Source organism: Staphylococcus sp. AC872 (assembly GCF_979255425.1).
This window is the reverse complement of the sequence record NZ_CEEDKW010000004.1, coordinates 154119-180674: the sequence shown is the minus strand read 5'-3', so window position 1 is coordinate 180674 and position 26556 is coordinate 154119. Positions and strand designations below refer to the sequence as shown.

The window sequence follows — 26556 nt, the reverse complement described above, 5'->3', positions numbered from 1 at the left end:
TTCACCTGTTTCTTTTATTAAGTATTGTCATCGTAGTTTCTCGTAATTCTGTTCTAGGAATGAAGTTTTCAGTTAGCATTTCAGGAATTACATTATCAATAAAATCTTGAACAGAAGCTAAATGATCGAATTGCATAATTGTTTCTAAACTCATTTCATATATTTCAAAAAACAAAGGTTCTGGGTTACGTTTTTGGATTTCACCAAATGTTTCATATAGTAAATCAATTTTATCCGCAACAGCAAGTACTTGTCCTTCTAATGAATCATCTTTACCTTCTTGTAGCCTTTGTCTATATATGTCACGGTATTGCTCAGGGATTTCTTCTTTAATAAAATTTTCTACCATTTCTTCTTCAACTTGTGAAAAAAGCATTTTCAATTCTCTACTTGCATACTTTACTGGCGTTTTAATATCACCTGTAAATACCTCTGCAAAATCGTGGTTTAGTGCTTTTTCATATAAGCTCTTCCAATCTATAACATTTCCATTATATTCTTCAACAGTGCCAAGATACTGAGCAATTTTTGTTACCTTAAACGAGTGTGCAGCCACATTATGCTCAAAATATTTAAATTTACCAGGCAACCTAATAAGCTTTTCCATGTCAGAGAGTCTTTTGTAATATTGATGTATGCCCATTCCGTGATGCCTCCTTCTTATTTAATCATAGATGATACTTAGTTTCATTATACCAATCAAAATCATGATTAAAAGTAATATCTTAATGGCGATTTCAACTTAGTTGATTAATATTAAATAAGCAGCAACGTAATAATATAAATTACGTTACTGCTATATAACTTTAGTGTGTATTCAAATTTAATGAATGTAGTTATAGCTACCTGGATTTGTAATTGTTCTGTAAGATTTTACATTAAATCCACCGTTCCAGTTCATTTCAGAAACTGTAACTGTACCATTACTATTTACGCTTTCAACGACGCCTACATGGCCATAGCCACCCGAACCATTTGTACCAGGATTAGATTGGAAAACTGCACCTGCAACTGGAATATTATTCACTGTGAAACCAGCATTTCTAGCATTTACTGCCCAACTACCAGCATCCCCCCATAAACTTCCAATTGGTTTACCTAACTCTGCACGACGATTGAATGCATAATATGTGCAGTTGCCATAATTATATAAATTGCCAGAATTACTTACAGAATACAAACTAGCACCAGCCTCATTACTATATGATTGATTCGTTGTAACAGATGGTTGTGATGCCGTTTCACTTGTAACATCTACATATTGTTGACTTGCTGCTGATGTTGGTTCTCCAACATTATAATTGCTTGAATTATAAGTGGTATTGTTGACTTGATATTGTGTTTCATATGGAGAAACAGTAATGATATCCCCCGGAAAAATTAAAGGTGTAACCCCAGGATTAAGGCTATATAATTCATCTAAAGTAATATTATGATTTAAAGCGATTTGGTATAATGTGTCACCAGGTTTGACGATATATTGACTAGCATTTTCAGTTTCAACTGATGCTATGTTTTCAGATGTATTCACATTAGATACAGCGGTTTCTTCTTGAGCATCTGCAACATTGCTGAATGCGATACACGCTGCTACTGATGATAATGATAATAAAAACGTCTTCTTCATTAAATATGTCATTCCTTTGTTGTGTATTCTAATTTGTTGAATTTAATATAACACAATATTATTTTATAAAGGTTAATGTTAAATTGATGTAATATATTTTTTATACACAATCATTTCAAGCGTCATCTTATATATCATCACAAATACATATATATCAGCTACTTTAGAGCGATTCATTGTTAGTTTGACTTTGTCATAATGATCAACTGAGTAATATTACAAGAGATTTTTTACATTGATTTTGTTGACTTTAAAATTTTCAAAATAATTCATTCTTATTTTTATTTAAATGGTAGTACTTTGAAACTACTACAGCTAATAAAAAAGAAGCACTTGAGACAATTATATGCCTCAAACGCTCCTTCTCTTATTCTTCAATTTATTTATCCATTTGATGTCTTAAATACGCTTCAATAAACGGACCTATGTCACCATCCATTACAGCATCCACTTTACCGGTTTCTTCATTTGTTCTATGATCTTTAACCATTGAATAAGGATGGAATACGTAAGATCTAATTTGACTTCCCCAACCTATTTCTTTTTGCTCACCACGTATTTCTGCCATTTCACGTTCTTGTTCTTCTAATTTAAGTTGGTACAATTTAGATTTCAACATTTTCATTGCTGCTTCACGGTTTTTAATTTGTGAACGTTCATTTTGGTTATTAACTACAATACCTGTAGGATGATGCGTAATTCTGATTGCTGATTCCGTTTTATTAATATGTTGTCCACCAGCGCCAGATGCTCTGAAGGTATCAACTGTAATATCATCAGAATTGATTTCAATTTCAATCTCATCATTATCAAAATCAGGAATAACATCACAAGACGCAAATGATGTATGGCGACGGCCAGATGAATCAAATGGTGAAATTCGAACTAATCGATGCACACCTTTTTCTGCTTTTAAATAACCATATGCATTATGCCCTTTGATTAATAATGTCACACTTTTAACACCCGCTTCATCGCCAGGTAAATAATCCACGGTTTCAACTTTAAATCCACTTTGTTCACAATATCGTTGATACATTCTTAATAACATACTTACCCAATCCTGTGATTCAGTACCGCCTGCACCAGGATGTAATTCTAAAATCGCATTATTCGCATCGTAAGGACCATCTAATAATAATTGTAATTCAAAGTGGTCAATCTCTGATTTAAATTCAATGACATTATTTTCTAACTCTTGCTTCATATCTTCGTCAAATTCTTCTTGCAACAATTCAACTGTTGCAGACATATCTTCCACGGTTTCTTCTAATTCATAATAACCATTTACCATTGACTTTAAAGCATTATTTTTATCGATGATATCTTGTGCTCTATTTTGATCATCCCAAAAATTGGGCTCTGTCATCATTTCTTCATACTCTTGGATGTTAGTCTCTTTATTTTCTAAGTCAAAGAGACCCCCTAATTTGATTTAAATTGTCTTTGTACGCATCTATATTTCTTTTAATTTCTGATAATTCCATAATGTCTCTCCTATTTCATTTGTTTATCTATGATTTTATTTCAATTTGATTTACTTTATCAAATTCTTAAATATTACTACACTACATTCATCATATTATATGTTTATATTCTATCATAAACAAACTGAATGACAGTATAAGTACGATTGTTGTATTAAAATTAAAGCCTCATAACTTAATTATTGCTGTTGAATTATTTTCTCAATCAATCAAATATACAATAAAGAAGCCCAAGACAACTTTGTCTCAGGCTTCAACTATATATTACTTATTTAGGTGCAACTATGCTTGTCCATGACAGTTTTTATATTTCTTACCGCTACCGCAAGGACATGGATCATTACGACCGATGTCTTCACCTTTAACAATCGGTTGTGGTTTCACTTTTTCTTTGCCATCTTCGGCTGATACATGTTTTGCTTCACCGAAGTCTGTTGTTTTTTCACGTTCAATATCATCTTCAACTTGTACCACTGATTTTAATATAAACTTACAAGTATCTTCTTCGATATTTTGCATCATCATATCAAATAACTCGTGACCTTCATTTTGATAATCACGTAATGGATTTTGTTGTGCATATGAACGTAAATGGATACCTTGACGTAATTGATCCATTGTATCTATATGATCTGTCCAATGACTATCAATAGAACGTAATAAAATCATTCTTTCGAATTCATTCATTTGATCGCCAAGCGTTTCTTTTTGTTTAGCATAAGCTTTTTCAATTTTAGACCATACTACTTCAAAGATATCTTCTGAATCTTTACCTTTAATTTCTGACTCTTTCAATTCTCCTTCTTGTAAGAAGACATCATTTATATAGTTGATGAATGGTTGATAATCTAAGTTATCATCCTCTTCATTGATATGATAATTGATTCCACGTTGTAATGTTGAACGTAACATGGCATCTACAACTTGTGAACTATCATCGTTATCAATGATATCGTTACGTTCATTATAGATAATTTCACGTTGTTTACGTAGTACTTCGTCATATTCTAAGATACGTTTACGTGCATCAAAGTTGTTACCTTCAACACGTTTTTGCGCTGATTCTACTGCTCTTGAAACCATTTTAGATTCAATTGGTGTAGAATCATCCATACCTAATCGGCCCATCATTTTTTGTAGTCTTTCTGAACCGAAACGTACCATTAATTCATCTTGTAATGATAAATAGAAGCGACTATCCCCATTATCACCTTGACGACCTGAACGACCACGTAATTGGTCATCAATACGACGTGATTCATGACGTTCTGTACCAATAACAGCTAAACCACCGATTTCTTCAACGCCTTCACCTAATTTGATATCTGTACCACGACCAGCCATGTTTGTAGCAATGGTAACTGATCCTTTTTGACCAGCATTTGCAACAATTTCCGCTTCTCGTTCATGGTTTTTAGCGTTTAATACATCATGTCTTACGCCACGTTTTTTTAATAAATTAGAAATATATTCAGATGTTTCTACGGCTACTGTACCTAATAATACAGGTTGTCCTTTTTTATGCTTTTCAACTACATCTTCAACAACGGCATCAAATTTCCCTTTTTGACTAATGTAAATTAAGTCAGATTTATCAACTCGTTGTACAGGTTTATTAGTCGGGATTTGAGTTACTGTCATATTATAAATATTTCGGAACTCTTCTTCCTCTGTTTTAGCAGTACCTGTCATACCTGCTAACTTATTGTACATTCTGAAATAGTTTTGGAAGGTGATAGAAGCCATTGTTTTAGATTCATTTTGAATTTGTTCGCCTTCTTTAGCTTCGATCGCTTGGTGTAAACCTTCAGAGAAACGTCTACCAGGCATTGTACGACCAGTAAATTGGTCAACGATAAGTACTTCGCCATCTACAACCATGTAGTCAACATCTCGTTGTAAAGTCACATGCGCTCTTAATGCCGTATTGATATGACTAATAATTTCTACGTTTTGAACATCATAAAGATTATCAATCTTAAACATGCGCTCTGCTTTATCTGCACCTTGTTCTGTTAAGTTCACAGATTTTGTTTTTTCATCGTATTTATAATCATCATCTAATTTTAGCATTTTAGCGAAAACATTAGCTTGTGTATAAAGTGATGTAGATTTTTCTGCTTCACCTGAAATAATAAGCGGTGTTCTTGCTTCATCAATTAAAATAGAGTCTACCTCATCAATAATGGCAAAATGTAATGGTCTCATAACACGCTCTTCTGCATAGTTCACCATGTTATCTCTCAAATAGTCGAATCCTAGTTCGTTATTCGTACTATATGTGATATCTTGTGCATACGCTTCACGTTTTTCAGTTGTGGTTTTACTATTTAAGTTTAGACCTACAGATAAACCTAGAAATTCGTATAGTTCTGCCATTTCTTCACTTTGAACACTAGATAAATATTCATTGACTGTAATAACGTGAACGCCTCGCCCTGCTAATGCATTTAAATATGTAGGCATTGTTGCTGTTAACGTTTTACCTTCACCTGTTCTCATTTCAGCGATATCACCATGATGAATAGCGATACCACCCATAACTTGTACTTTATATGGAATCATATTAAAAACGCGTTTAGAACCTTCACGTACAAGTGCATACGCTTCAGGTAAAATTTTATCTAAGTAATCATTTTGTTTTTTAACATCTTCAATTTCAGCAAGTTCTTCTTGAAATTTCTTAGTTTTATTTCGAATTTCTTCATCAGTTAAAAGTGCTGTATCTTCCTCTAATGCGAGTACTTTATCAGCTAACTTACCTAACTTTTTCGTTTCTTTTTTATTGCCGTCAACAATTTTTGATAAAAATCCCATTCTGTTCGCTCCTTTAGCTAAAAACTGCTTGGCTTTCAACAATTAATCTTACCATTTATACCTTTAGAATCATACTTAAATACTCATTAGTATACGTTATTCCCTTTGTTCATAATATAAACATATTGGCAATCATAGCTTACACACTTTAAGTTATTTTACATGGTAATTCAATCAAAATGCCTTTGTGTCTTTCCAATCTATAACATAATTAAATCTAATGAATTGTCAACAAGTTAATTCTAACATGATACAATGTATTATTTCTCGTCTCAAATAAATAAACTTCGCATAAATTGCGAAATTTATTATACAGTATTTCTTTTCCGTTATTTTCAATTAAGATTAGCACAGTATAATCATTGCGTCTACGAATTCAAACATCCATACATCATTCTTTTAAATCCCTTTACTCAACTCATTATTAAGAATAACCCCTTAATATTATATATAAAAAGGGAGCAAGATGAAGTATTCACATACGAATAACAATCATCTCACTCCCAAATTAACCCTATTCAATTATTAAACTGAATTCATTTCTTACATATATTTATGGTTCACATTGACCCTTATTGTTCAGTTGTTTCAATTAAACCATATTTTCCATCTTTACGACGATAAACGATACTAGTACCGTCAGTTTCACGATCTGTAAAGATAAAGAAGTCATGTCCTAAAAGATTCATTTGTAATACCGCTTCTTCAGAATCCATAGGTTTTAAACTGAATTGTTTAGAACGAATAATTTCGATATCATTATCATTATTTTCTTCTGCACCGCTAATTTCTTCTGGTGGTGCTTCTTGAACTTCTGCTACAAACACTTCTTGATCACCACGGTCACGGTGCTTACGATTTACACGTGTTTTATACTTTCTAACTTGACGTTCAAGTTTATTAGTAATTAAATCAACACCAGCATATAAATCATCATGTCTTTCTTCTGCTCTTAAAGTGACATCTTTAAGAGGAATTGTTACTTCAACTTTTGTAGTTGAATTTGAATAAGTTTTAACTTTAACGTGTGCAACCGCATTCGGTACATTATTAAAGTAACGTTCTAACTTACCAATTTTTTCCTCAATATAGTTGCGAATTGCATCTGTGATAGTGAGGTTATCTCCATGAATTTCAAATCTAATCATAGTAATCTCTCCTTTAACCTCTTATATTGGTAATGCTTAATTATATTTTACCACGTCATCCTTATCTTGCAAACGCAAACACATTGAATTTTCTGACATTTAATGTGGATAATTTACACATTGCACGATTAATCGTTAACCCCGTTGTATAAATATCATCAACAAGTAATATTTCCTTACCATCTAACTCAATATTTTTCCTTATAAAAAAGGGATTTGTCTCTTTTATTCGTTTAATTTTATTTAAACCTGCTTGTTTCGGTCTAAATTCTGTACCTAATACATTTTTATAATCAACACCTTTCATCTTTAAAACTTCTTCAACTGGATTAAATGTTCTTTCAATATTACGTTCATCTGGGGATGGTATAGGGATTACGTAGTCAAATTTACCTTCTGGTATATTGATTACCTCAGCAAGAATTTTGCATAAATAATGATCTTTCAAAAATTTATATTGATGAATCGTTTCTTTCATAATACCTTCATAAATAAAATCACATTTTAATTGATATTGAATGTTAAATCGCTCATTCAAAAATTGACAATCTTCACAAATTTGTTCATCTTGTGTCATTACTTTCAAACACTTTTTACAACGCTTTATAGCATCATGGATTTTTACTTGATTCCATTTTCCGACGCAAGTCTCACATAAAACATTAGGGTTTCTATAAAAATTAATGATAGTAAAAGGTTCATTTATAGGATTCAAGCATTGTAGACATCTTTCCATTATATGTCTAACCATCCTTTTTGTTTCCCAAGTTGATTCATTTTTTCAATATCTTTTCTTGCTAACATCATCGATAGTGACACACCATTATGATAATAAATCACATGCCCGTTTGGCGCTTGCTTCTTTCTCCCTACACGACCTGCAATCTGTATTAATGCTTCTTTAGAAAACTGGTCAGCATCAATTACTACGACATCCAACTTTTCCATAGTAAAACCTCGTTCAAGAATAGTAGTGGTAAAAACAACAACATGATTACCTGCCCTTAAAGATTGTACTTTTTCAAAGCGTTGCTCATCTTCACTGTGAATATATATTAAATTCGGTATTTGAGCTTGATACGTCTTAAAAGCTTTAATCATGCAATCAATGTGATTAAAAAATACTAAAGTATATCGTTGACGTTGTATTTGTTGGGATAAAAAATTTAATAATTTATATTGAACTTTCTTAGGATTAAACTTTAAATATTGAAAATTGGGTACCGGAAGTGGTTGTCGGTGGAATCGTGCAGGTAATTTAATCACATTATCTTTACTTATCGTCGATAATAGTTTCTTCGGCGGCGTAGCTGTCATATAAATATGACATGCACTCTGTTTGGAAGCTGTTTGAATCACTTTAAATAAGTCGTCATCCATTGATAATGGAAATGCATCTACTTCATCAATAATAATAGCATCAAAGTGGTTTTTATATCGATATAGCTGATGAATCGTTGAAATGATAAAGTGTCCGTTGAACTCTTGTTTACTACTTTGATGCAATACATCTATATCTTCCTGAAAAAATGCATTTTTAATCCGTTGGCTAATTTCTACTACAACATCAACACGTGGTGATACAATCGCAATATTGTCGCCTTGATTTCTAGCAAACTTAATGCCTTCGAAAATCATTTCAGTCTTACCAGCCCCAGTAACTGCATATAACAATAATTTTCGTCGTGCCTTAATTGCATTTACAATTTGTTGAGAGGCATACCTTTGTTGGTCTGAAAGCGCAAATTCAAGGTGATATTCACATAGCGTAGCCTTTTGATGACTCTTAGTTATTCTATAATCAGTCAAATGATCCATACGACCAAGTTGTATACATTTTCTACAATATATAATGTCTTTATTTATAAAATTTGAAAAATAGCGATGAAAATATTTAGCATCGTCTGTTTCACATTGAACACAATGCCAACGGTTATTTTTAAATACAACGCCTTTAGTAACATGTGCCACTTGTTCCGTAGTGATATTCATTTCTGAATGAATTAACTTTCCAAAATGTAATATTGATGTTCCCTCCAATAAAAAAAGACATACCGAATTGTCATTCAACAATTCCATATGCCCTCTAAATCTTCTAATTAAGTCTAATTTGTCGTGCAGTGTAGCCTAAACCTAACCCACCAGATCCTAAGTGCGCGGCAATCACTGGTCCGAATTCAGAATATGCTACTTGGTAATGTGATGACGCATTGGCTTTGACAGATTCTAATAAGGCTTTACCATCCTCTGTTTTATCGCCATTAATCACGTAAATTGTCACATCATTATAATCTTTAACTTGATTTAAGACTTTATCTTCTAGTGCTTTTAGCGCTCTCTTCTTAGTACGTACTTTTTCTTCTGGTACTATTTTACCATCATCAAATTTAAGTACTGGTTTCATTTTTAACAATGTACCTACCCAAGCTTGAGCACCTGTAATACGTCCGCTTTTTTGTAAATTTTTTAAGTCATCTACAATTAAATAAGCACCTGTATGTTCTCTCATATCAGTTAACTCTGCTATGATATCATCTGGTTTATAACCTTGTTCTACCATTTCTATTGCACGTAATACGTAACAACCTTCCATCATAGCCGCAAGCTTACTATCAAATGCATAGACATTAATGCCTTCAACTAACTCTCCAGCTTGCTTCCCAGATTGATAACTCCCACTAATTCCACTAGATAAGAATACAACTATCACATCTGTGTAACCATCTTCTCTTAATTTTTCGTATCTTTGAATCCATTCACCTACAGCCGGTTGACTTGTCGTAGGTATCGTTGCTGAAGAAGCCATTTTATTATAAAAATGGTCAATATCAACATTTACATCTTCAGTATAGCTTACACCATCATCAAAAGTTACACTTAACGGTGCAACTGGGATATTATATTTATCAATTAAATCTTGAGATAGATAGCTAGTAGAATCAGTCATTACAGCAATCTTCATAGTAGTCCTCCTCAATTATACTCATAGTAATAATACAATATTTTATTAAAAAAGAAAATCTTAATTAAACAATTTATTTTAAGTATTTACAGAGTGTATAATACAAATATGAAAACAGAGCGAAGATGAAGGTGAAAAAATGACAAAACCAATCATTACTATTAAAGAAGAACATACTATTGAAAATACAATCAATAAATCGCGTTTTATTTCACATATTAAACCTGTAGCTTCAGAGGATGAAGCAAAGGCATTCATAAATGAGGTGAAATCACAACATAAAGATGCAACACACAACTGTTCTGCATACACTGTAGGGCCAGAAATGAATATTCAAAAAGCAAATGACGATGGAGAACCAAGTGGTACTGCTGGCGTCCCTATGTTGGAAATATTAAAAAAGTTAGAACTACATGATGTGTGCGTCGTTGTTACACGCTATTTTGGCGGTATCAAATTAGGTGGTGGCGGCCTCATAAGAGCATATAGTGGTGCAGTACGTGATGTTATTTATGATATTGGACGTGTGGAGTTAAGAGCTGCTATTCCAACCACCGTTACCTTGAATTATGATCAAACTGGCAAATTTGAATATGAATTAGGTTCCACTAGCTTTATGCTTAGAAATCAATTCTATACTGACAAAGTTAGCTACCAAATAGATGTAGTTGAAACTGAGTACGATGATTTTATCGAGTTTTTAAATAGAACGACAGCTGGCAATTATGAGCTAAATACTGAAGAAATTAAAATGTTACCCTTCGATATTACAACAGATTAAAAAATAAGCTATCTAAAGTTAGAGTCTAAATAACGATGAAATCGGGACTCTGTTTTAGATAGCTTTTATGATGTTTAGTGATTGTCTTCCTCTTCATATTGATGTTGAGGATGTGGATGATCACCTTTTTTTGTAATTAGGTTTAAAATCGGTCTATAATTATCGTCAATTAATCCTGTAAATTCAACAATGAGTTCAATCGTTAAAATAATTAAAATGAACATCATTAATGCACCTAGAGGTTGAGATAGATACAGAATAATACTAGATAGACTGAATAAGATAGCAATGGAATATATGAGTAAGACGGTTTGTCTATGTGTATAACCAAGTTCTAATAACTTATGATGTAAATGAGATTTATCCGCTTGCATAATATGTTGCCCTTTTTTCATTCGTCGAATCATTGCAAAAATAGTATCAATAAATGGTACTGCTAAAATAACAATAGGGAAAAATAATGCAATAAATGTAATGTTTTTAAAACCTAGCAATGAAACAAATCCAATAATAAAACCAATCATTAGGGCTCCACTATCACCAAGAAATATTTTAGCTGGGTGTGAGTTATAGAATAAAAATCCTAATAAAGATCCGATTAACACACAACAAATCATTATAATAAAGATATTCGCTTGTAAGATAGCGATAAATGCAATTGTCATTAATGCAATCGCAGATACACCAGATGCTAAGCCATCTAATCCATCAATTAAATTAATAGCATTTGTAATAGCTACAATCCAAATCACTGTAATTGGAATACTTAAAATTCCAAAATGTATCGTTGGTCCCATTGGTAATGAAATAAAATCAATGGTAATACCATAAAATGCGACCACTAAAGCTGCTACGATTTGCCCAGCTAATTTGATATATGGTTTAAGATCAAATATATCATCGATTAAACCAACGGCATACATCAATATTGCTCCGATAACTAATGGTTTCACTTCTCTTTCAATAGGATGGCCTAACCACATTCCAATTAAAAATGAGAATAAAATAACTGTGCCACCCATGACTGAAATCGGCTTTGTATGCACCTTACGAAAATTGGGTTTATCTACTAAATTTAATTTTTTAGACATCGCAATAATAATGGGTGTTATTATTAAACTGACTATCATAGTAAATGCAATGAGTAATAATGTATACATCAGTTCACCTTCATCAAAATTAAGTTAGTTTCTATCATTTAAAGGGTAAGTTTTAAGAAATCCAACTATTTCTCTTCCTATATTTATAGTTAATATTTAAACGTGCGTCGGTTATTTTGTATGATTTTCCTCTTTAATAACGACTACTATCAATCTTCAATTCTATCGCAATAACATCAGTTGCTATCATCTTTCCTTATTATTAAATCAACTGTATAATAGTAGTTAATCTAAAATAAGATATCCCAAATTTATAACAACATTCTTTCTTCATATATATCTACATCGATTTTTATACTCTCACATGACGAAACTTTTTTTCATCATATCACTTAAGTTAACATTTTAACATTAATCACTATTTTATGTGATAAATTTTTTAGTCTAACTAATGACAAATTGTAAGTTTTCACTTACAATAGCTAATGGTCAATAAAGGAGTCGGTAAAACTATGTTTGAAGCAATTATATATAATATTTCAGTCATGGTTGCAGGCATATATTTGTTTCATAGACTGCAATACTCTGAAAATAAAAGAATGGTCTTTTCTAAAGGATACGTCACTGTTTTAATGACGCTTGTTGCACTTTTATTAGCAGCATATCCCATTCCCTTCCGTTTAGAATACTTAGTTCATTTAACGTTTGTACCTTTATTATTCTTAGGACGTTACACCAACATGGTTTACACATTAGCTTCAGCTGTCGTCGTATCATTAGTTGACATACTTATTTTTAACAACTCTATTATATACGGTATCACTTTAGTCGTTATAGCGGGTGTGGTCAGTGCAGTAGGTCCGTTTTTAAAACAAAACGATATTATATCGTTACTTATATTAAATACAATCAGTATTATCATTTTATTTATACTTGCATTAGTGAGCCCAATCTATGATTTAATTGAAATTGCAATTTTAATTCCTGTGTCATTCATTATCACAATTGCCTCTGCAATTACATTTGTAGATATTTGGCATTTCTTCTCACTCGTTAATCGCTATGAAAATGAAGATAAATATGATTATTTAACTGGTCTTGGGAATGTTAAAGAATTCGATAGACATTTGAATCAGTTATCTAAATATACTGAGACACATAATGAAAGCTTAGGCTTGTTACTTATTGACATTGATGGCTTTAAAGATGTAAATGATACATATACGCACCAAGCAGGAGATGCTGTATTAAAACAAATGTCTCAATTACTTAAAAATTATGTCCCTAAACAATTTCTTATTTTTAGAAATGGTGGCGAAGAGTTCTCTGTTGTAATTAATGACTATACATTGGATCAAAGTGTCAAACTTGCCGAAAATATTCGTCAAGGTGTAGAGAAGTCATCATTCCATCTACCTAATAAGGAAGTCATAAAACTTTCAGTGTCTATAGGTGTCGGTTATTTAACACAAGATGATCGCAAATCACAAAGACGCGTCTTTAAAGATGCAGATGATATGGTACATGTGGCTAAAAGCGAAGGTAGAAATAAAGTCATGTTTAATCCTATTATTAAACTATAATCAAATATTGAATACACTATCAGAGGTAGAGACAAAAGGATTTGTAATTTCGTTAATTTATTTATCGACGTTTGAATCTTTCACGTCTCTTCCTTTTTTATTTTATAAACGCATTTCTTATCCACCATAGCCTTATTTATTTTAGATTTAAAATAAATGTTTACCACCGTTTTCACCTATCTCCTTCATTACATAATCTTTTCAATATGACTTACTCTATTGAAAGTTGTTAGCTCAAGTTGTAAACTTCAATTATTCATATCATTAAATTAATTAGGAGGTGGTTATTCATGTCAGATTCAATCACTATCATTGATGAGAATAAAGTGATTGATGTCGTGTTGATTGCTGGTAGGATTTTACTAGAAGCTGGTGCTGAAACATATCGTGTTGAAGATACCATGAATAGAATTGCACATAGCTATGGCTTACATGATACATATAGTTTTGTAACTTCAACCGCTATTATCTTCTCTCTTAATGATCGTACTAGTACTCGATTAATTCGTATTAGAGAACGTACGACAGATTTAGAAAAAATAGCTTTAACCAACAGTTTGTCTCGTAAAATTTCTAGCAATCAACTTACTATTGATGAAGCAAAATCTGAATTAATCCACCTTAGAAGTGCATCGTTGCAATATTCATTTTTAATTAATTTATTTGCAGCAGCGATTGCATGTGGTTTTTTCCTATTTATGTTTGGTGGCGTAGCATCAGATTGTTGGATTGCCATACTAGCTGGAGGATCAGCGTTTTTAACGTTTAGCCTTGTTCAACGATATATTCAAATTAAATTTTTCTCAGAATTTGTTGCTGCTGCAGTCGTAATCACAATAGCTTCTGCCTGTTCGAAACTTGGATTGGCAACAAATCAGAACATTATTACCATTGCGAGCGTAATGCCTCTTGTACCTGGTATTTTAATTACCAATGCGATTCGTGATTTACTAGCTGGAGAGTTATTAGCAGGTATGTCTAGAGGTGTAGAAGCGGCGCTAACTGCATTTGCTATTGGCGCTGGCGTTGCTATAGTATTACTAATTTTTTAAGAGAGGCTGTTCATATTGTTATTTTATTTATTTCACTTCACAATAAGTTTCATTTCCACAGTCCTTTTCTCCATCATATTTAACGCACCCCGTCGATTATTATTAGCGTGTGGTTTTGTCGGTGCAGTTGCGTGGACAATTTATCAATTTACCGTTGATATGCAATTTGGAAAAGTTGGCGCTACATTTTTGGGAAGTTTAATTTTAGGCTTACTCAGTCATACGATGAGTAGACGCTATAAAAGACCTGTTATTATATTTATCGTACCTGGAATCATTCCACTTGTACCAGGTGGTGCTGCGTATGAAGCAACACGCTTTTTAGTATCAAATAACTATACTAGTGCTGTAAATACTTTTTTAGAGGTTACCTTAATATCTGGCGCGATATCTTTTGGTATTCTTGTAGCAGAAATCATCTATTATCTCTACACACGTATCAAGCAGTATTATGGTAAAATTAAAGGTAAATCATATAGAAAATCTTATAATATGAATAATCGAGTTTAAGGGGATGTCTAACATGAAAGAACAAATTATCGATAGATTAACGAGATACGTCAAAATAGATACACAATCAGATCCAAATTCAAATACGACACCATCTACGACAAAACAATGGGATTTATTAAACCTATTAGAAAGTGAGCTTAAAGCATTAGGACTCGAAACAGATATGGATAGCAATGGTTACCTTTTTGCTACATTAGACAGTAATGTGGAATATGACGTGCCAACGGTTGGTTTCTTAGCTCATGTTGATACATCACCTGATTTTAATGCTACTAATGTTAACCCACAAATCATTGAAAAATATGACGGTAATCCACTTAAGTTAGGTAAAACAGATAGAATTCTAGATCCTAAAGTCTTTCCTGAGCTTAAACAAGTCATTGGCGATACATTGATGATTACTGATGGTACTTCATTACTAGGCGCTGATGACAAAGCAGGTGTAGTAGAAATTATGGAAGGGCTTAACTACTTACTTGAACATCCTGAAATTAAACATGGTAAAATTCGTGTAGGCTTTACGCCAGACGAAGAAATAGGAAGAGGACCTCACAAATTTGATGTTAAACGTTTCAATGCTGATTTCGCTTATACTATGGATGGTAGCCAATTAGGCGAATTACAATTTGAAAGCTTTAATGCTGCTGCAGCAAAAGTAACATGTCATGGTGTTAATGTACATCCTGGATCAGCTAAAAATGCGATGATTAATGCCATTTCACTTGGACAACAATTTAATAGTTTATTACCTCCTAGTGAAGTTCCTGAACGTACAGAAGGTTATGAAGGTTTTTATCATTTAATGAATTTTGAAGGTAATGTTGAAAAAGCTACATTACAATATATCATTAGAGACCATGATAAAAAGCAATTTGATTTACGTAAAAAACGTTTTATGGAAATACGTGATGATATCAATTCACATTTTGAAGATTATCCAGTCAAAGTCGACGTTGAAGACCAATATTATAATATGGCTGAAAAAATCAAACCTCATCAGCATATTATAGATATCCCTACAAAAGTATTTAATCGTTTAGGTATCGAGCCTAATACGGAACCTATTCGTGGTGGAACTGATGGATCACAACTATCATTTATGGGATTACCTACACCTAATATCTTTACTGGTTGTGGCAATTTCCATGGTCCTTTTGAGTATGCCTCAATCGATGTTATGGAAAAAGCCGTACAAGTTATGGTGGGTATCACTGAAGAAGTTGCAAAATCAAATCAATAATATATCAACACCCCTAAGTGTCTAATATAAGACACTTAGGGGTGTTATTTTTATTATTCTATCATTATTTATTCACATCGAATTGTGTTTTCAATAATTTTAATGCTTGAACTGTATAATGTCTGATTTGTAGACCCATTTTAAAGTCTGTATATGATTCAGGCATATCTATGAATGTATTGAACATAGCCGTTACGCCCTTACCTTCAAACAAATCGAATTTATCATCTGTAGCACAAATCGCTATAGATGTCTTATAGTGTTTTTCTGTTAAATCTGCAATACGCAATGTCGTCGTTTCTAATAATTGATCACGTTCATTTAAACCTTCACCAAATATAATTAAATCTGCTTGTTGAACTAAATCTTCCAGGTGTGTAATTTGATCCACAAGTTCATGACTTGTTAAGATTTCCGCTTGATATAAACCTTTTAAAACTGCAGCTATTCCGCCACCAGCACCACCACGCTCGATAGGACCAATCGTTACTCGTAATTCACTCTTGAATAATTCACTAAAGTACCAAACTAAATTGTCAATTTCTGCCGCTTCATTTTGTGTCATACCTAACATTGGATACATTTGCATGATTTCACTTTGTTTACCATATAAACGACTTGAAAAATCTGACATTACTTGAATATTTGCTTCAGCTAACTTCGGATGGATACCAGAAAAATCTAAACGTCGAATATATTTAATAACATGCGCACCCTTAGTCACATCAACAAGATTTGCCTCATCATCATAGAACTTTGCACCTAAGGCTTGAAGCATTCCTGCACCGCCATCGAAACTTCCGATACCACCAAGGGAGATGATAATATGTTTAGCATCATTATCTAACGCAGCATGTAGTATTTCGCCTAAACCATAACTCGTTCTTTCTTGGATAGGTTTTTGTCCATTTAAGAATAAATTACCTTCAATAATGGTCATACCACTATCTGTTTGACCATAAATTGCTTCTACTTCATTCATGTCTGCATCATGGGCAGCAACTCGATACTTACTTCCCGACTGCCATAAAAAGACTGAATCCATTAATTCATGTCGTCCATTAAATAATGGAACTTGAACAATATCGGCCTTTTCAATTTGACTAGCAACCGCTTCTTCGACATATCTATTTGCTTGATAGCTTGAAATAATGCCATTAAATTCGTCCATGGCTACTAAAACTTTCATTGTCTTAACCACCTTGTTTTTATATAATATTGTGCTTTCAATACAATTTAACTTTTATTATTAATCTTACATTTTTTACATATTCAATAATCTATTTGTGTTGTACACTAACATATTATACATGTGAATGTGCATGATTTCATGATAAACACTATCATAATCTTTATTAAACTATGAGTAATATGAATATTGGTCTATTATATACTATTCTCAATTAAAGCATAAACGATTAACTTCTCCTTTTTACAATCACTATTAAAAAAGCCATTTTATTACGAATAGCGTAATAAAATGACTTTCCTCATTTAATTGAACATAAAATAAGTGATATAACATTTATGTTCTTTATTCATTTGTTAGTTATTCATTATTCTTCTGCTTGCGCTAATGACGAAACATTGATGTCACTGTGTGACGCATTCCATTTCATTTCACCATCTATAAAGTAAAATGCTTGTGGTGATTCATGTTTGACATTTGTCTTTTCAGCAATGTAGTCCGATAATTTGCGCTCCTGTTGTACTATTAAATAGTAACCGTCCATATCGCGTTCATATAAAAATTTATTAAACTGATCATACGCATTTGCAGAAATTGGACAAGTTTCGCTATGTTTTAAAACAAAAACATATTTATTTTCTTCTAACACTTGTTCAAACTGGTCAATCGAACTCAGCTTTATAGCCATTCTATTCACCTCTAAAAGTATTTATCACATTTTCTGAGCATATGCGTGATATTCATATCCCGAAAATTATATCAGTGGGTACAATTATACACATTTTACTTAGCAATGTTAACCATGGTTTTTTAATTTATTTAATTCTAATCAAAATTAATCGTTTTTTTGTTTAACCTTTTTTAATTCCGAATTAAACGCCTTATCTTTCCTATCTATATCTTTACCCTCTTTTGGTAACTTATCGACATTAATTTTAGAAATTTTTTCGCCAACTTCTATTGTATCGATACGAGTGTCATAGTAATTTTGCAAACTATAGTACATCTCAATCGCATTTTTACGTGCATCATTAACATTTTTATCTGATATATTCGTTTGATTGATATCTTTAATTTGTTTTTCAATTAATGGAGAAATATAATTTTTGATTGCTTTCTTCGCTGATTTCGCATTACTTGATGATGTATCTAGATGCTTTTGAGCTGTCTCTTTTAAATCTTTATTATTACTTTCCAATTTTGAAGTTAACTGATTAGCATCTTCTTGGTTCGATGCATTTTTGATTTTCTTTTCAACTTGTGAACGATTTTTTTCAAATAACTTTGTGTAATCTAAAATATCTTCATTATCTTTGATTGAATCGTTACATAAATCCACAAATTTTTTCACATCATATATCGACTTTTTCTTTGTTTTTACTGTTTTAAGGTATTTTGCTTTTAACACTTTTACATCATGTGTTTCAGCAGGTAATTGCTTCGCTGATTTTTCATATTCTTTAAATGCAGGGATCAATTGTTTATTTATATCATCTTGAAGTTGAATAAATTCCTTTCTATTTTTATCAGTTGTATCTGTCTTACTTAAATGATCCAATTCTTTTAGATTGATCTCATCCATCACTTTTTCAAGCTTATCTTGTTTATTATTAACTTCATCTAATTTACTTTCGAAATGGCTTAAATCAGAATCTGTTTTATTACTACATGCTGTTAAAGCAACAATAAGTAAAAATATCATTGGGATAATTACTATTTTTTTCATATTTGCACCCCTTACCATAGAACATTATATAAAAACGTATTTATTAAGAAAATGAATTATGTTATAGTATCTCAGACTTTATACCTTATTAATTCAACATAAAGGAGAAAAACTATGTACGGTCATGTTCAACCCCTTATTAAATATCAAAATAATGACTATTTCGACACGCTGTATCAAGAAACGCGTACATTATTATTCAACTTACTAGATTCACCGGTTAAATATACGCAACATATTGGTGGTACTCGACATTTCAATTATGATACAGAACCTATTCTTGACATACTTATAGGCGTAGATAATTTACATGATATTACGGCTCTAGACGAAAAACGATTAAATTATGCTGGATTTTATCGTCTACATCATTCTTATAAAAAGAAAGTCATGATGGCTAAGTTTAATAATCTTAAAGACTTAAAGCAAGAAGTACGCTTACATATCATTCAGTTAGATACACCTTTATTTGAACAATATCAAAAAGTCGATGACATATTAAGTCATCATCAGGATATCGCTAATCAATTTGCCACTAAAAAAGGACAACTATTGCAGCATATTGATTCAATAAGACAATACGAAAATCAAAAACAATCTATTTTCGAAAAAATTTATAAACAATATAGTCACCAAGGATAAATATGTATAAAGACATTAATAAAGTTAGTTCTAGTATCAATCTCTACGTTGTAAATCGAAATTAAATGAATTATGCATTCTAATTATATAACATATATTTAGAATTAAAAGAACAATGCATTATATACATCAGGAATCAATTATCTTAGTGTTAAATATCTTCATATTTCGCAAATAACAACTAAAATTGATATAATAAAATTGTTAGCATTGATTATAGAAAGGACGTACGGATAGTGAATAAAAACGACATTTTAAAAGGTTTGCAAGAAATTATTCCAAACGACATTATCGAAGTAGATGAACCCCTAAAAAAATATACTTATACTGAAACTGGTGGTAAAGCAGATTTTTACCTATCACCTACTAAAAATGAAGAAGTACAAGCCATTGTAAAATATGCAAACCAACATAATATTCCTGTCACATATCTAGGAAATGGTTCGAATATTATTATCCGGGAAGGCGGTATTAGAGGTATCGTATTAAGCTTGTTATCACTTAAACATATCGAAGTGTCAGATGATGCCATTATTGCTGGCAGTGGTGCAGCTATTATTGATGTCTCACGTGTTGCAAGAGATTATGCACTCACAGGATTAGAATTTGCATGTGGTATTCCTGGATCTATCGGTGGTGCCGTATTCATGAACGCCGGTGCTTATGGTGGTGAAGTTAAGGATTGTATTGATTATGCGTTATGCGTTAATGAAAATGGAGATTTAATCAAATTAACTACGCAAGAATTAGAACTAGATTATAGAAATAGTATTGTACAGAAAAAACATCTGGTCGTTTTAGAAGCAGCCTTCACACTAGAACCAGGCAATTTAAAAGAGATTCAAGCGAAAATGGATGACTTAACTGAACGTCGTGAATCTAAGCAACCTCTTGAGTATCCTTCATGCGGTAGTGTTTTCCAAAGACCACCAGGTCACTTCGCGGGTAAATTGATTCAAGATTCTGATCTACAAGGCCATCGTATTGGTGGTGTAGAAGTTTCTACTAAACATGCTGGATTTATGGTCAACGTGGATAATGGTACTGCGACAGACTATGAAGACTTAATCCATTTTGTACAACAAACAGTTAAAGATAAATTTGATGTAGAGTTAAACACTGAAGTACGTATCATTGGCGAACATCCAGACGCTGATTAATGATTAATATCGGAGGTTTGTTTCAATGACTAAGGTCTATGGTTCAATGATTGATAATGAAACAAGGTGCATACATTATCACTCCTTTTTAGATATTATCGCTATTAAATTTAAATGTTGTGATAAATATTATCCTTGTTATCAGTGTCATAATGAACATGAAGCACACCCTATTCAACGTTGGAGTGTAGATGAATTCGACCAACGAGTCGTTATGTGCGGTGTTTGTAAACATCAGATGTCAATCAATGAATACATGATGGTAGAATCTTGTCCAAGATGTCAATCACACTTCAATCATAGATGCAAATTTCATTACCATCTATATTTTGAAATTTAATATATAAAGTAAAAGCGCTAAAAGCATATGATTTAATGCCTTTAGCGCTTTCTTTATTTATTTTACTACTTTTTCTAATTCATCAATTTGTTTCATTGTTGTAGTTGTTGAACCAGATGAGAAATACCAAAGTTTTGGATCAAGTTCATAAATTTTATGGTCTTTTACAGCTTTAACATTTTTCAATACTTTATTGTTTAATGTCTTCTTAGCTGTTGCATTATTTGCCACAATTTGTCCTCTATCCATAGCTAAAATCACATCAGGGTTATTCTTGTTAATATATTCATTATTAACATTCTGACCATGTGGCCCTTTACTTACATCTTTATCAACCGGTTTAAATCCTAATGTATCAAATACTAATCCACCAAATCTTGAACCTGGACCAAATGTAGATAATTCACCTTCATTGACTAATAGATACATGGCTTTCTGATCAAATTTAGAAGTTTTATCTTTCATTGCTTCTACTTTGTTATCTAATTTTTTAGTTAAATCTTTAGCTTTGTCTTCCTTGTCGTAGATTTTACCTAATTTTTCAGTATTGTCTTTCATAGAATTGATAACATTTTTATTATCCGCACCCATATATACGATTTTTGCTTTTGGTGCAGCTTTTTTAAATTCATCTAAATTTTTCTGATTAGCTGTTCTACCTGAAATGAAAATCACTTCTGGTTTTGCTTTAGCCACTTTATCAAAATTAACTTGTTTTAAATTACCAGTGTTTATATATTTATCTGATTTAAAATCTTCTAAGAAATCCGGTAGGGATTTTCCACCTTCGCCTTTTGGTAATGCTTTAACTTTACTTGAAAGACCCATTTCTTTCATATCATTTAATACACCATAATCTAAAACGACAGCATTTTTAGGGTTTTTAGGAACTTCGACCGTTTCTTTAACCTTTTTAGCATCACTGCCATCTTTTTCTTTACCCTGTGCTTCATAGTTATTTTCTATTTTAACAGTATCTTTTGATTCATTTTTCTCTGATTTGGAATCTGATTGACTATTATTAGATTGATTACCACATGCTGCTAATATAAAAACTATAGATAATATTAAGACTAAAATTGATTTTTTCATTATGTAGTAACTCCTTTTGTAAATTTTCACGATTGACTGAGTAACGGGTACTTATTTCTCAATTATTCATTCACGATAAGCATCACTCCCTTAATGGTTGTAACGTTCACTTTATGAAAGTATTTGTTCATCGTAATATAAACATATACGTTGTCCATTAACCGATTCTACTTTGACATCCATTTCATATAATTCTCTTAATACCTCAGTTTGTAATACGTCCACATTTTTTCCTGCACGTACTAGTTCGCCATGTTTTAATGCAATAATGTAATCTGAATAACATGACGCAAAATTAATATCGTGTAATACAATAACGATTGTTTTATTTAATTTCTGAGCTAATGAACGTAATGTCTGCATGATTTGAACTGAATGCTTCATGTCTAAATTATTTAATGGCTCATCTAACAAAATGTATTCTGTATTTTGTGCAATTGTCATAGCGATATATGCTCTCTGACGTTGACCACCGGACAATGTTTTAATATTCCTATCTTTAATTTCATTTAACTGTAATAAATCTAAAGCATATCTAACTTGCGCTTTATCTTCTTTTTTAAGATGGCCTTTACAATATGGAAATCGTCCAAAATTCACTAATTGCTCTACTGTAATATTCATATCAGTATGATTAGTTTGTTTTAATATTGAAATCTTTTGAGCAAGTTCATCCGTCTTATAAAGCAACATGTCTTTATCTTCAATTTTGACTGTACCACTATCAATACTCATTAATTTTGTAATTGCAGATAGCAAAGTACTTTTTCCTGCACCATTAGGCCCTATCAAAGAGGTTATTTTCCCTTTTTCAATGTTGACATTAATATCTTTTAATATTGACTTCTTTTGAATTGATTTATTTAAATTTTGTATTTGGATCAATTTACATTTCTCCCTTTAACTAATAAGTAAATAAAGTAACTACCACCTATGAGATCAATGATAATACTTACTTCTGTAGTCGCTTCAAAAAGATGTTCAACCAACCATTGAGCAATAAATAAATAAACATATCCAGCTAAAACATATTGTGGCAGGTAAAATATATTTATGTTCATACGTTTTCATGAATTCATGAGCTAAATTGACAGTAAGTAATCCTAAAAATGTAATTGGACCAACTAATGCTGTCGAAATAGACACTAAAATAGCGACAAGAATAAGCATTAATCTCGTTATTTTTTCATAATTCACACCTAAATTGATGGCTTGTGCTCTTCCTAGCAATAACACATCCAAATACGGTAATAGTGCAAAAGTTATGACTATTAAAATGGTTAATAAAATAGATGAAAATCCAACAAGTTTAGAATTAGAAGCATCAAAATTAGCGAACATGGTATTTTGAACAGCTAAAAATGACTCTGGATCCATCACTAATTGGATAAAACCCGTAATACTTCTAAAAAATGTACCAAGTATTACACCAACCAATAAGATGAAATAGACTGAAAAATGACCCATTTTAAATAAAACTTGAAATAGAATTAAAGCAAATAACACCATCGTGATTAACGTAATCATAAAATTAATGTACACGTTATTAACGATTGTAGATTGTGTACCTAATAAAAAAACTGGTAATATTTTTACAAATAAATAGACTGAATCTAAACCGATAATGGAAGGCGTTAATAAGCGATTAGTTGTAATCGATTGAAAAATAACAACCGACGTACCGATTGCACCACCCACTAAAATAATTAAGATAAATTTTCTTAAACGACTTTGAATTTGATAATCAAATATTTCAAAATCAATGCCTAAAATTAAGTACAAAATCGCTATCATTAATGTAATTAACCCTAGTAAAAAGAGTTTTTTATTAAGATTAGTTAGCATAATTCTCCCTACCTTTCATCAATAAGATAAGGAATATAATTGTTCCAAACACACCTATAGTTAGACCTATGTTAATTTCATATGGATAAACAATTAAACGTCCTACAATATCTGAAATAAGCACAAATATAGCGCCTAACATCATCGTATGCGGCAAGGCATGTTTTAAATGGTCTCCACGGTATATTGAGATGATATTAGGAACAATGAGTCCTAGGAATGGTAAAGTCCCAACAGTAACGACCACAAGTGCAGTGATAGTTGCAGTTATAAACAATGCGATATTAATAATTTTTTCATAATTCACACCTAAGTTATGGCTAAAATCTTTGCCCATTCCAGCAATCGTAAAATGATTAGCAAATATATATATAATTAATAAAAACGGTATGCTTAAATATAGAACTTCATAACGACCACTTGTAATAATAGCAAAATTTCCATTTAGCCAATTTCCAATACTTTGTACTGCATTAGTTCTCAATGCGATAAATGTTGTAAAACTTGAAACAATACCTCCAAGCATAATACCTAATAACGGTATGAAAATGACATCTTTCACTTTAATTAGTTGTACTAATTTCACGAAGAAATATGTACCTCCAATGCTACAAATAACAGCAAATATTAATTTAATAAGTATGTGGCCTTTGGGGAATAATATGAGTGATAAAAGAATCCCCAACTTAGCCCATTCCATTGTGCCAGCTGTTGTTGGACTCACAAATTTATTTTGCATCATTTGTTGCATGATTAAACCGGCTATTGCCAGCGTACTACCTGATATGAGAATACTAACTGTTCGAGGAATACGACTCGATAAAATGATATTTAATTGATCATCGGTAAGATGGAAAATATCGGAAATAGATATTTGGCTAACACCGACAAATAGAGAGAGAATCGTAAACACAACGAGAAAGATGAGTAAAACATATCCCTTTAATAAAAACTTCATAACACTTTCTCCTTGAATAGTTATCCTTGGTAACGATTTTACGATAATGATAATCGTTATCAATTAAAATGTTACAGAATTTCCTTGTCATTTTCAATAGGTTATCTATAAATATTGTTATAAATAAGATTATTTTTATGTTTTAAATTCATCTGACATAAAAAAAACCCTAATTTCGCTTTAATTGTGTCTACACAAATAAAGTAAAATTAGGGCTAAATCTATATTATTTTTCATCATCAAATATGAAATCTTCATCTCGTAATGCTTCAACATTTAAAGCTAATGTATAACCATCACCTTTTACAGAGAAGAAATCATGGTTTTTAGTTGTTGTATCTAAAGCATTTTCAATAATTGGATTGAATTCACGTTCTTCAAAATATGGCTCAAAGCCAAGATTTGATAATGCTTTATTGCCATTGTATTTAACATAATTAAGCACATCTTCAGCTAAACCAATATCATCGTATAAAAGATGTGTATATGAAACTTCGTTATCATAAAGTTCTTTTAACAATTTATACATTTCTTGATCCGCACGTTGTTTTTCACTTTCCGAAAGTTCATTTCTTAAACTTTGTGCATCTAGACCTGTAAACACACCATGTATTGATTCATCTAATAATATTTTACGAATAATTTCGCCAGATGTCGTCATCTTGCCTTGACCAGCTAAATAAAGAGGATAATAGAATCCAGAATAGAATAAGAATGTTTCTAAGAAAACACTTGATACTCTAGCAATATACTGGTCAAAAATTGAGGCTTCTTTACCCCATAATTTATGGTAGTTTTCGATAATTTTGTCTGATTTGTATTTTAAATGAGGCTCTTCAATTACCCATGTATCTAATAAATAGTTCGTTTCACTAGATGGTAATAATGTAGTAAAAATATGAGAATAACTTTTAGCATGAATTTGTTCCATCATTGCCATAAACGAATAAACGGCTTTTTTTCTTAAATCAGTTGTGTGAAGCATGATTAATGGCATACCATCATCTGCTTGATGCGTATCTAAACCTGTTAAACCAGCTAATGCCTTTTTAAATGTATTTTTTTCGGCTTCAGATAAAGTTTTCCAACTTGCTATATCTTTTGATACTTTAAATTCTGTTTCTACCCACATTTGAGAGATATTTTGACGCCAAAACATATTTGTCATATCTTCTTGGGTATTCCAATTGACGGCCTTCATGAATAATAATCCTCCTATCCTTTAATTAAGATGATAGATAGCCATAGATAATTAATTAAACTACCAAAATCCTTATTAAGGTTATGTATTTCA

General features: G+C 31.6%; 24 protein-coding genes and 1 pseudogene. 8 read left to right on the top strand and 17 right to left on the bottom strand.

Annotation, left to right across the window (positions count from 1 at the left end; genetic code table 11):
* Position 1: 1 nt before the first annotated feature.
* The 8 genes from ACZ267_RS08080 to fakB1 all read right to left on the bottom strand — a co-directional run bounded on the left by ACZ267_RS08080 (position 2) and on the right by fakB1 (position 10041).
* Entirely contained in the window at positions 2 to 643 is a 642-nt protein-coding gene (locus ACZ267_RS08080; protein ID WP_002465357.1) for a YfbR-like 5'-deoxynucleotidase, read from the bottom strand.
* A 180-nt stretch (positions 644 to 823) separates the two neighbouring features.
* On the bottom strand, positions 824 to 1627 hold the full coding sequence (locus ACZ267_RS08075; protein WP_002465360.1) for a COG3942 and LysM peptidoglycan-binding domain-containing protein: 804 nt from the start codon (positions 1625 to 1627) through the stop codon (positions 824 to 826).
* Positions 1628 to 2006: 379 nt separating this feature from the next.
* Positions 2007 to 3114, bottom strand: a protein-coding gene (gene prfB / locus ACZ267_RS08070) for a peptide chain release factor 2 (protein ID WP_102949347.1) whose coding sequence is annotated in 2 segments (ribosomal slippage) — positions 2007 to 3041 and positions 3043 to 3114 — 1107 coding nt in all. Because the reading frame shifts where the segments join, the coding sequence is not laid out codon by codon here.
* A 282-nt stretch (positions 3115 to 3396) separates the two neighbouring features.
* Positions 3397 to 5931, bottom strand: a complete 2535-nt coding sequence (gene secA / locus ACZ267_RS08065) for a preprotein translocase subunit SecA (protein ID WP_079449041.1) — start codon at positions 5929 to 5931, stop codon at positions 3397 to 3399.
* Between the two features lie 572 nt (positions 5932 to 6503).
* Positions 6504 to 7079, bottom strand: a complete 576-nt coding sequence (gene hpf / locus ACZ267_RS08060) for a ribosome hibernation-promoting factor, HPF/YfiA family (protein WP_002450920.1) — start codon at positions 7077 to 7079, stop codon at positions 6504 to 6506.
* Between the two features lie 61 nt (positions 7080 to 7140).
* The gene (locus ACZ267_RS08055) at positions 7141 to 7815 is read right to left on the bottom strand and encodes a ComF family protein (protein WP_015365273.1); all 675 of its coding nucleotides are present in this window, start codon (positions 7813 to 7815) and stop codon (positions 7141 to 7143) included.
* The gene (locus ACZ267_RS08050; protein ID WP_463680307.1) at positions 7815 to 9158 is read right to left on the bottom strand and encodes a DEAD/DEAH box helicase family protein; all 1344 of its coding nucleotides are present in this window, start codon (positions 9156 to 9158) and stop codon (positions 7815 to 7817) included. The genes ACZ267_RS08055 and ACZ267_RS08050 overlap by 1 nt, the downstream gene beginning before the upstream one ends.
* Positions 9159 to 9174: 16 nt before the next feature.
* Complete coding sequence (fakB1, locus tag ACZ267_RS08045) at positions 9175 to 10041, bottom strand: fatty acid kinase binding subunit FakB1 (RefSeq protein ID WP_002467468.1); 867 nt, start codon at positions 10039 to 10041, stop codon at positions 9175 to 9177.
* 139 nt (positions 10042 to 10180) lie between these two features.
* Between fakB1 and ACZ267_RS08040 the strand changes: the two genes are divergently transcribed.
* Positions 10181 to 10822, top strand: a complete 642-nt coding sequence (locus tag ACZ267_RS08040; RefSeq protein WP_002467465.1) for a YigZ family protein — start codon at positions 10181 to 10183, stop codon at positions 10820 to 10822.
* Between the two features lie 74 nt (positions 10823 to 10896).
* Here the strand turns inward: ACZ267_RS08040 and ACZ267_RS08035 are convergent, their stop codons facing one another.
* Positions 10897 to 11982, bottom strand: coding sequence for a glycosyltransferase family 4 protein (locus ACZ267_RS08035; protein ID WP_002467467.1), 1086 nt, complete (start codon positions 11980 to 11982; stop codon positions 10897 to 10899).
* 452 nt (positions 11983 to 12434) lie between these two features.
* Between ACZ267_RS08035 and gdpS the strand changes: the two genes are divergently transcribed.
* The 4 genes from gdpS (at position 12435) to pepT (ending at position 16310) form a co-directional block, all read left to right on the top strand.
* Positions 12435 to 13505, top strand: coding sequence for a GGDEF domain-containing protein GdpS (gene gdpS / locus ACZ267_RS08030; RefSeq protein WP_002467014.1), 1071 nt, complete (start codon positions 12435 to 12437; stop codon positions 13503 to 13505).
* Positions 13506 to 13795: 290 nt separating this feature from the next.
* Positions 13796 to 14557 (top strand): threonine/serine exporter family protein, encoded by a 762-nt coding sequence (locus ACZ267_RS08025; protein WP_079449039.1) that lies wholly within the window; start codon positions 13796 to 13798, stop codon positions 14555 to 14557.
* Positions 14558 to 14572: 15 nt separating this feature from the next.
* Positions 14573 to 15067 carry a threonine/serine exporter family protein gene (locus tag ACZ267_RS08020; protein WP_002450928.1) on the top strand — a complete coding sequence of 165 codons (495 nt, stop codon included), beginning with the start codon at positions 14573 to 14575 and terminating at the stop codon, positions 15065 to 15067.
* 13 nt (positions 15068 to 15080) lie between these two features.
* Positions 15081 to 16310 carry a peptidase T gene (gene pepT / locus ACZ267_RS08015; protein WP_015365275.1) on the top strand — a complete coding sequence of 410 codons (1230 nt, stop codon included), beginning with the start codon at positions 15081 to 15083 and terminating at the stop codon, positions 16308 to 16310.
* Positions 16311 to 16374: 64 nt separating this feature from the next.
* On the opposite strand, the gene ACZ267_RS08010 is transcribed toward pepT, so the two are convergent.
* The 3 genes from ACZ267_RS08010 to ACZ267_RS08000 form a co-directional block, all read right to left on the bottom strand.
* Positions 16375 to 17499, bottom strand: a complete 1125-nt coding sequence (locus ACZ267_RS08010) for a glycerate kinase (RefSeq protein WP_463680306.1) — start codon at positions 17497 to 17499, stop codon at positions 16375 to 16377.
* Between the two features lie 367 nt (positions 17500 to 17866).
* Positions 17867 to 18187: a bacillithiol system redox-active protein YtxJ gene (ytxJ, locus tag ACZ267_RS08005; protein ID WP_002450931.1), complete on the bottom strand. Its 321-nt coding sequence runs from the start codon at positions 18185 to 18187 to the stop codon at positions 17867 to 17869.
* Positions 18188 to 18334: 147 nt separating this feature from the next.
* Positions 18335 to 19225 (bottom strand): EMYY motif lipoprotein, encoded by an 891-nt coding sequence (locus ACZ267_RS08000; RefSeq protein ID WP_015365277.1) that lies wholly within the window; start codon positions 19223 to 19225, stop codon positions 18335 to 18337.
* A gap of 114 nt (positions 19226 to 19339) precedes the next feature.
* Between ACZ267_RS08000 and ACZ267_RS07995 the strand changes: the two genes are divergently transcribed.
* The 3 genes from ACZ267_RS07995 to ACZ267_RS07985 all read left to right on the top strand — a co-directional run bounded on the left by ACZ267_RS07995 (position 19340) and on the right by ACZ267_RS07985 (position 21367).
* Positions 19340 to 19867, top strand: a complete 528-nt coding sequence (locus tag ACZ267_RS07995; RefSeq protein WP_002467004.1) for a GrpB family protein — start codon at positions 19340 to 19342, stop codon at positions 19865 to 19867.
* Between the two features lie 233 nt (positions 19868 to 20100).
* Positions 20101 to 21027, top strand: coding sequence for a UDP-N-acetylmuramate dehydrogenase (murB, locus tag ACZ267_RS07990; protein ID WP_026088896.1), 927 nt, complete (start codon positions 20101 to 20103; stop codon positions 21025 to 21027).
* Between the two features lie 25 nt (positions 21028 to 21052).
* Positions 21053 to 21367 carry a CHY zinc finger protein gene (locus ACZ267_RS07985; protein ID WP_015365279.1) on the top strand — a complete coding sequence of 105 codons (315 nt, stop codon included), beginning with the start codon at positions 21053 to 21055 and terminating at the stop codon, positions 21365 to 21367.
* Between the two features lie 57 nt (positions 21368 to 21424).
* On the opposite strand, the gene ACZ267_RS07980 is transcribed toward ACZ267_RS07985, so the two are convergent.
* The 5 genes and pseudogenes from ACZ267_RS07980 to nrdF form a co-directional block, all read right to left on the bottom strand.
* Entirely contained in the window at positions 21425 to 22459 is a 1035-nt protein-coding gene (locus ACZ267_RS07980; RefSeq protein ID WP_002467006.1) for a ferrated catecholamine ABC transporter substrate-binding lipoprotein SstD, read from the bottom strand.
* Between the two features lie 111 nt (positions 22460 to 22570).
* Positions 22571 to 23344: an iron ABC transporter ATP-binding protein gene (locus ACZ267_RS07975; protein WP_002467009.1), complete on the bottom strand. Its 774-nt coding sequence runs from the start codon at positions 23342 to 23344 to the stop codon at positions 22571 to 22573.
* Positions 23341 to 24304, bottom strand: a pseudogene (locus ACZ267_RS07970) (iron chelate uptake ABC transporter family permease subunit). The gene ACZ267_RS07975 and the pseudogene ACZ267_RS07970 overlap by 4 nt, the downstream one beginning before the upstream one ends.
* Entirely contained in the window at positions 24294 to 25262 is a 969-nt protein-coding gene (locus ACZ267_RS07965; protein WP_002467010.1) for an ABC transporter permease, read from the bottom strand. Before ACZ267_RS07965 ends, ACZ267_RS07970 begins: the two are co-directional and overlap by 11 nt.
* A 226-nt stretch (positions 25263 to 25488) precedes the next feature.
* On the bottom strand, positions 25489 to 26463 hold the full coding sequence (nrdF, locus tag ACZ267_RS07960) for a class 1b ribonucleoside-diphosphate reductase subunit beta (RefSeq protein WP_002450939.1): 975 nt from the start codon (positions 26461 to 26463) through the stop codon (positions 25489 to 25491).
* Between the last annotated feature and the right edge of the window lie 93 nt (positions 26464 to 26556).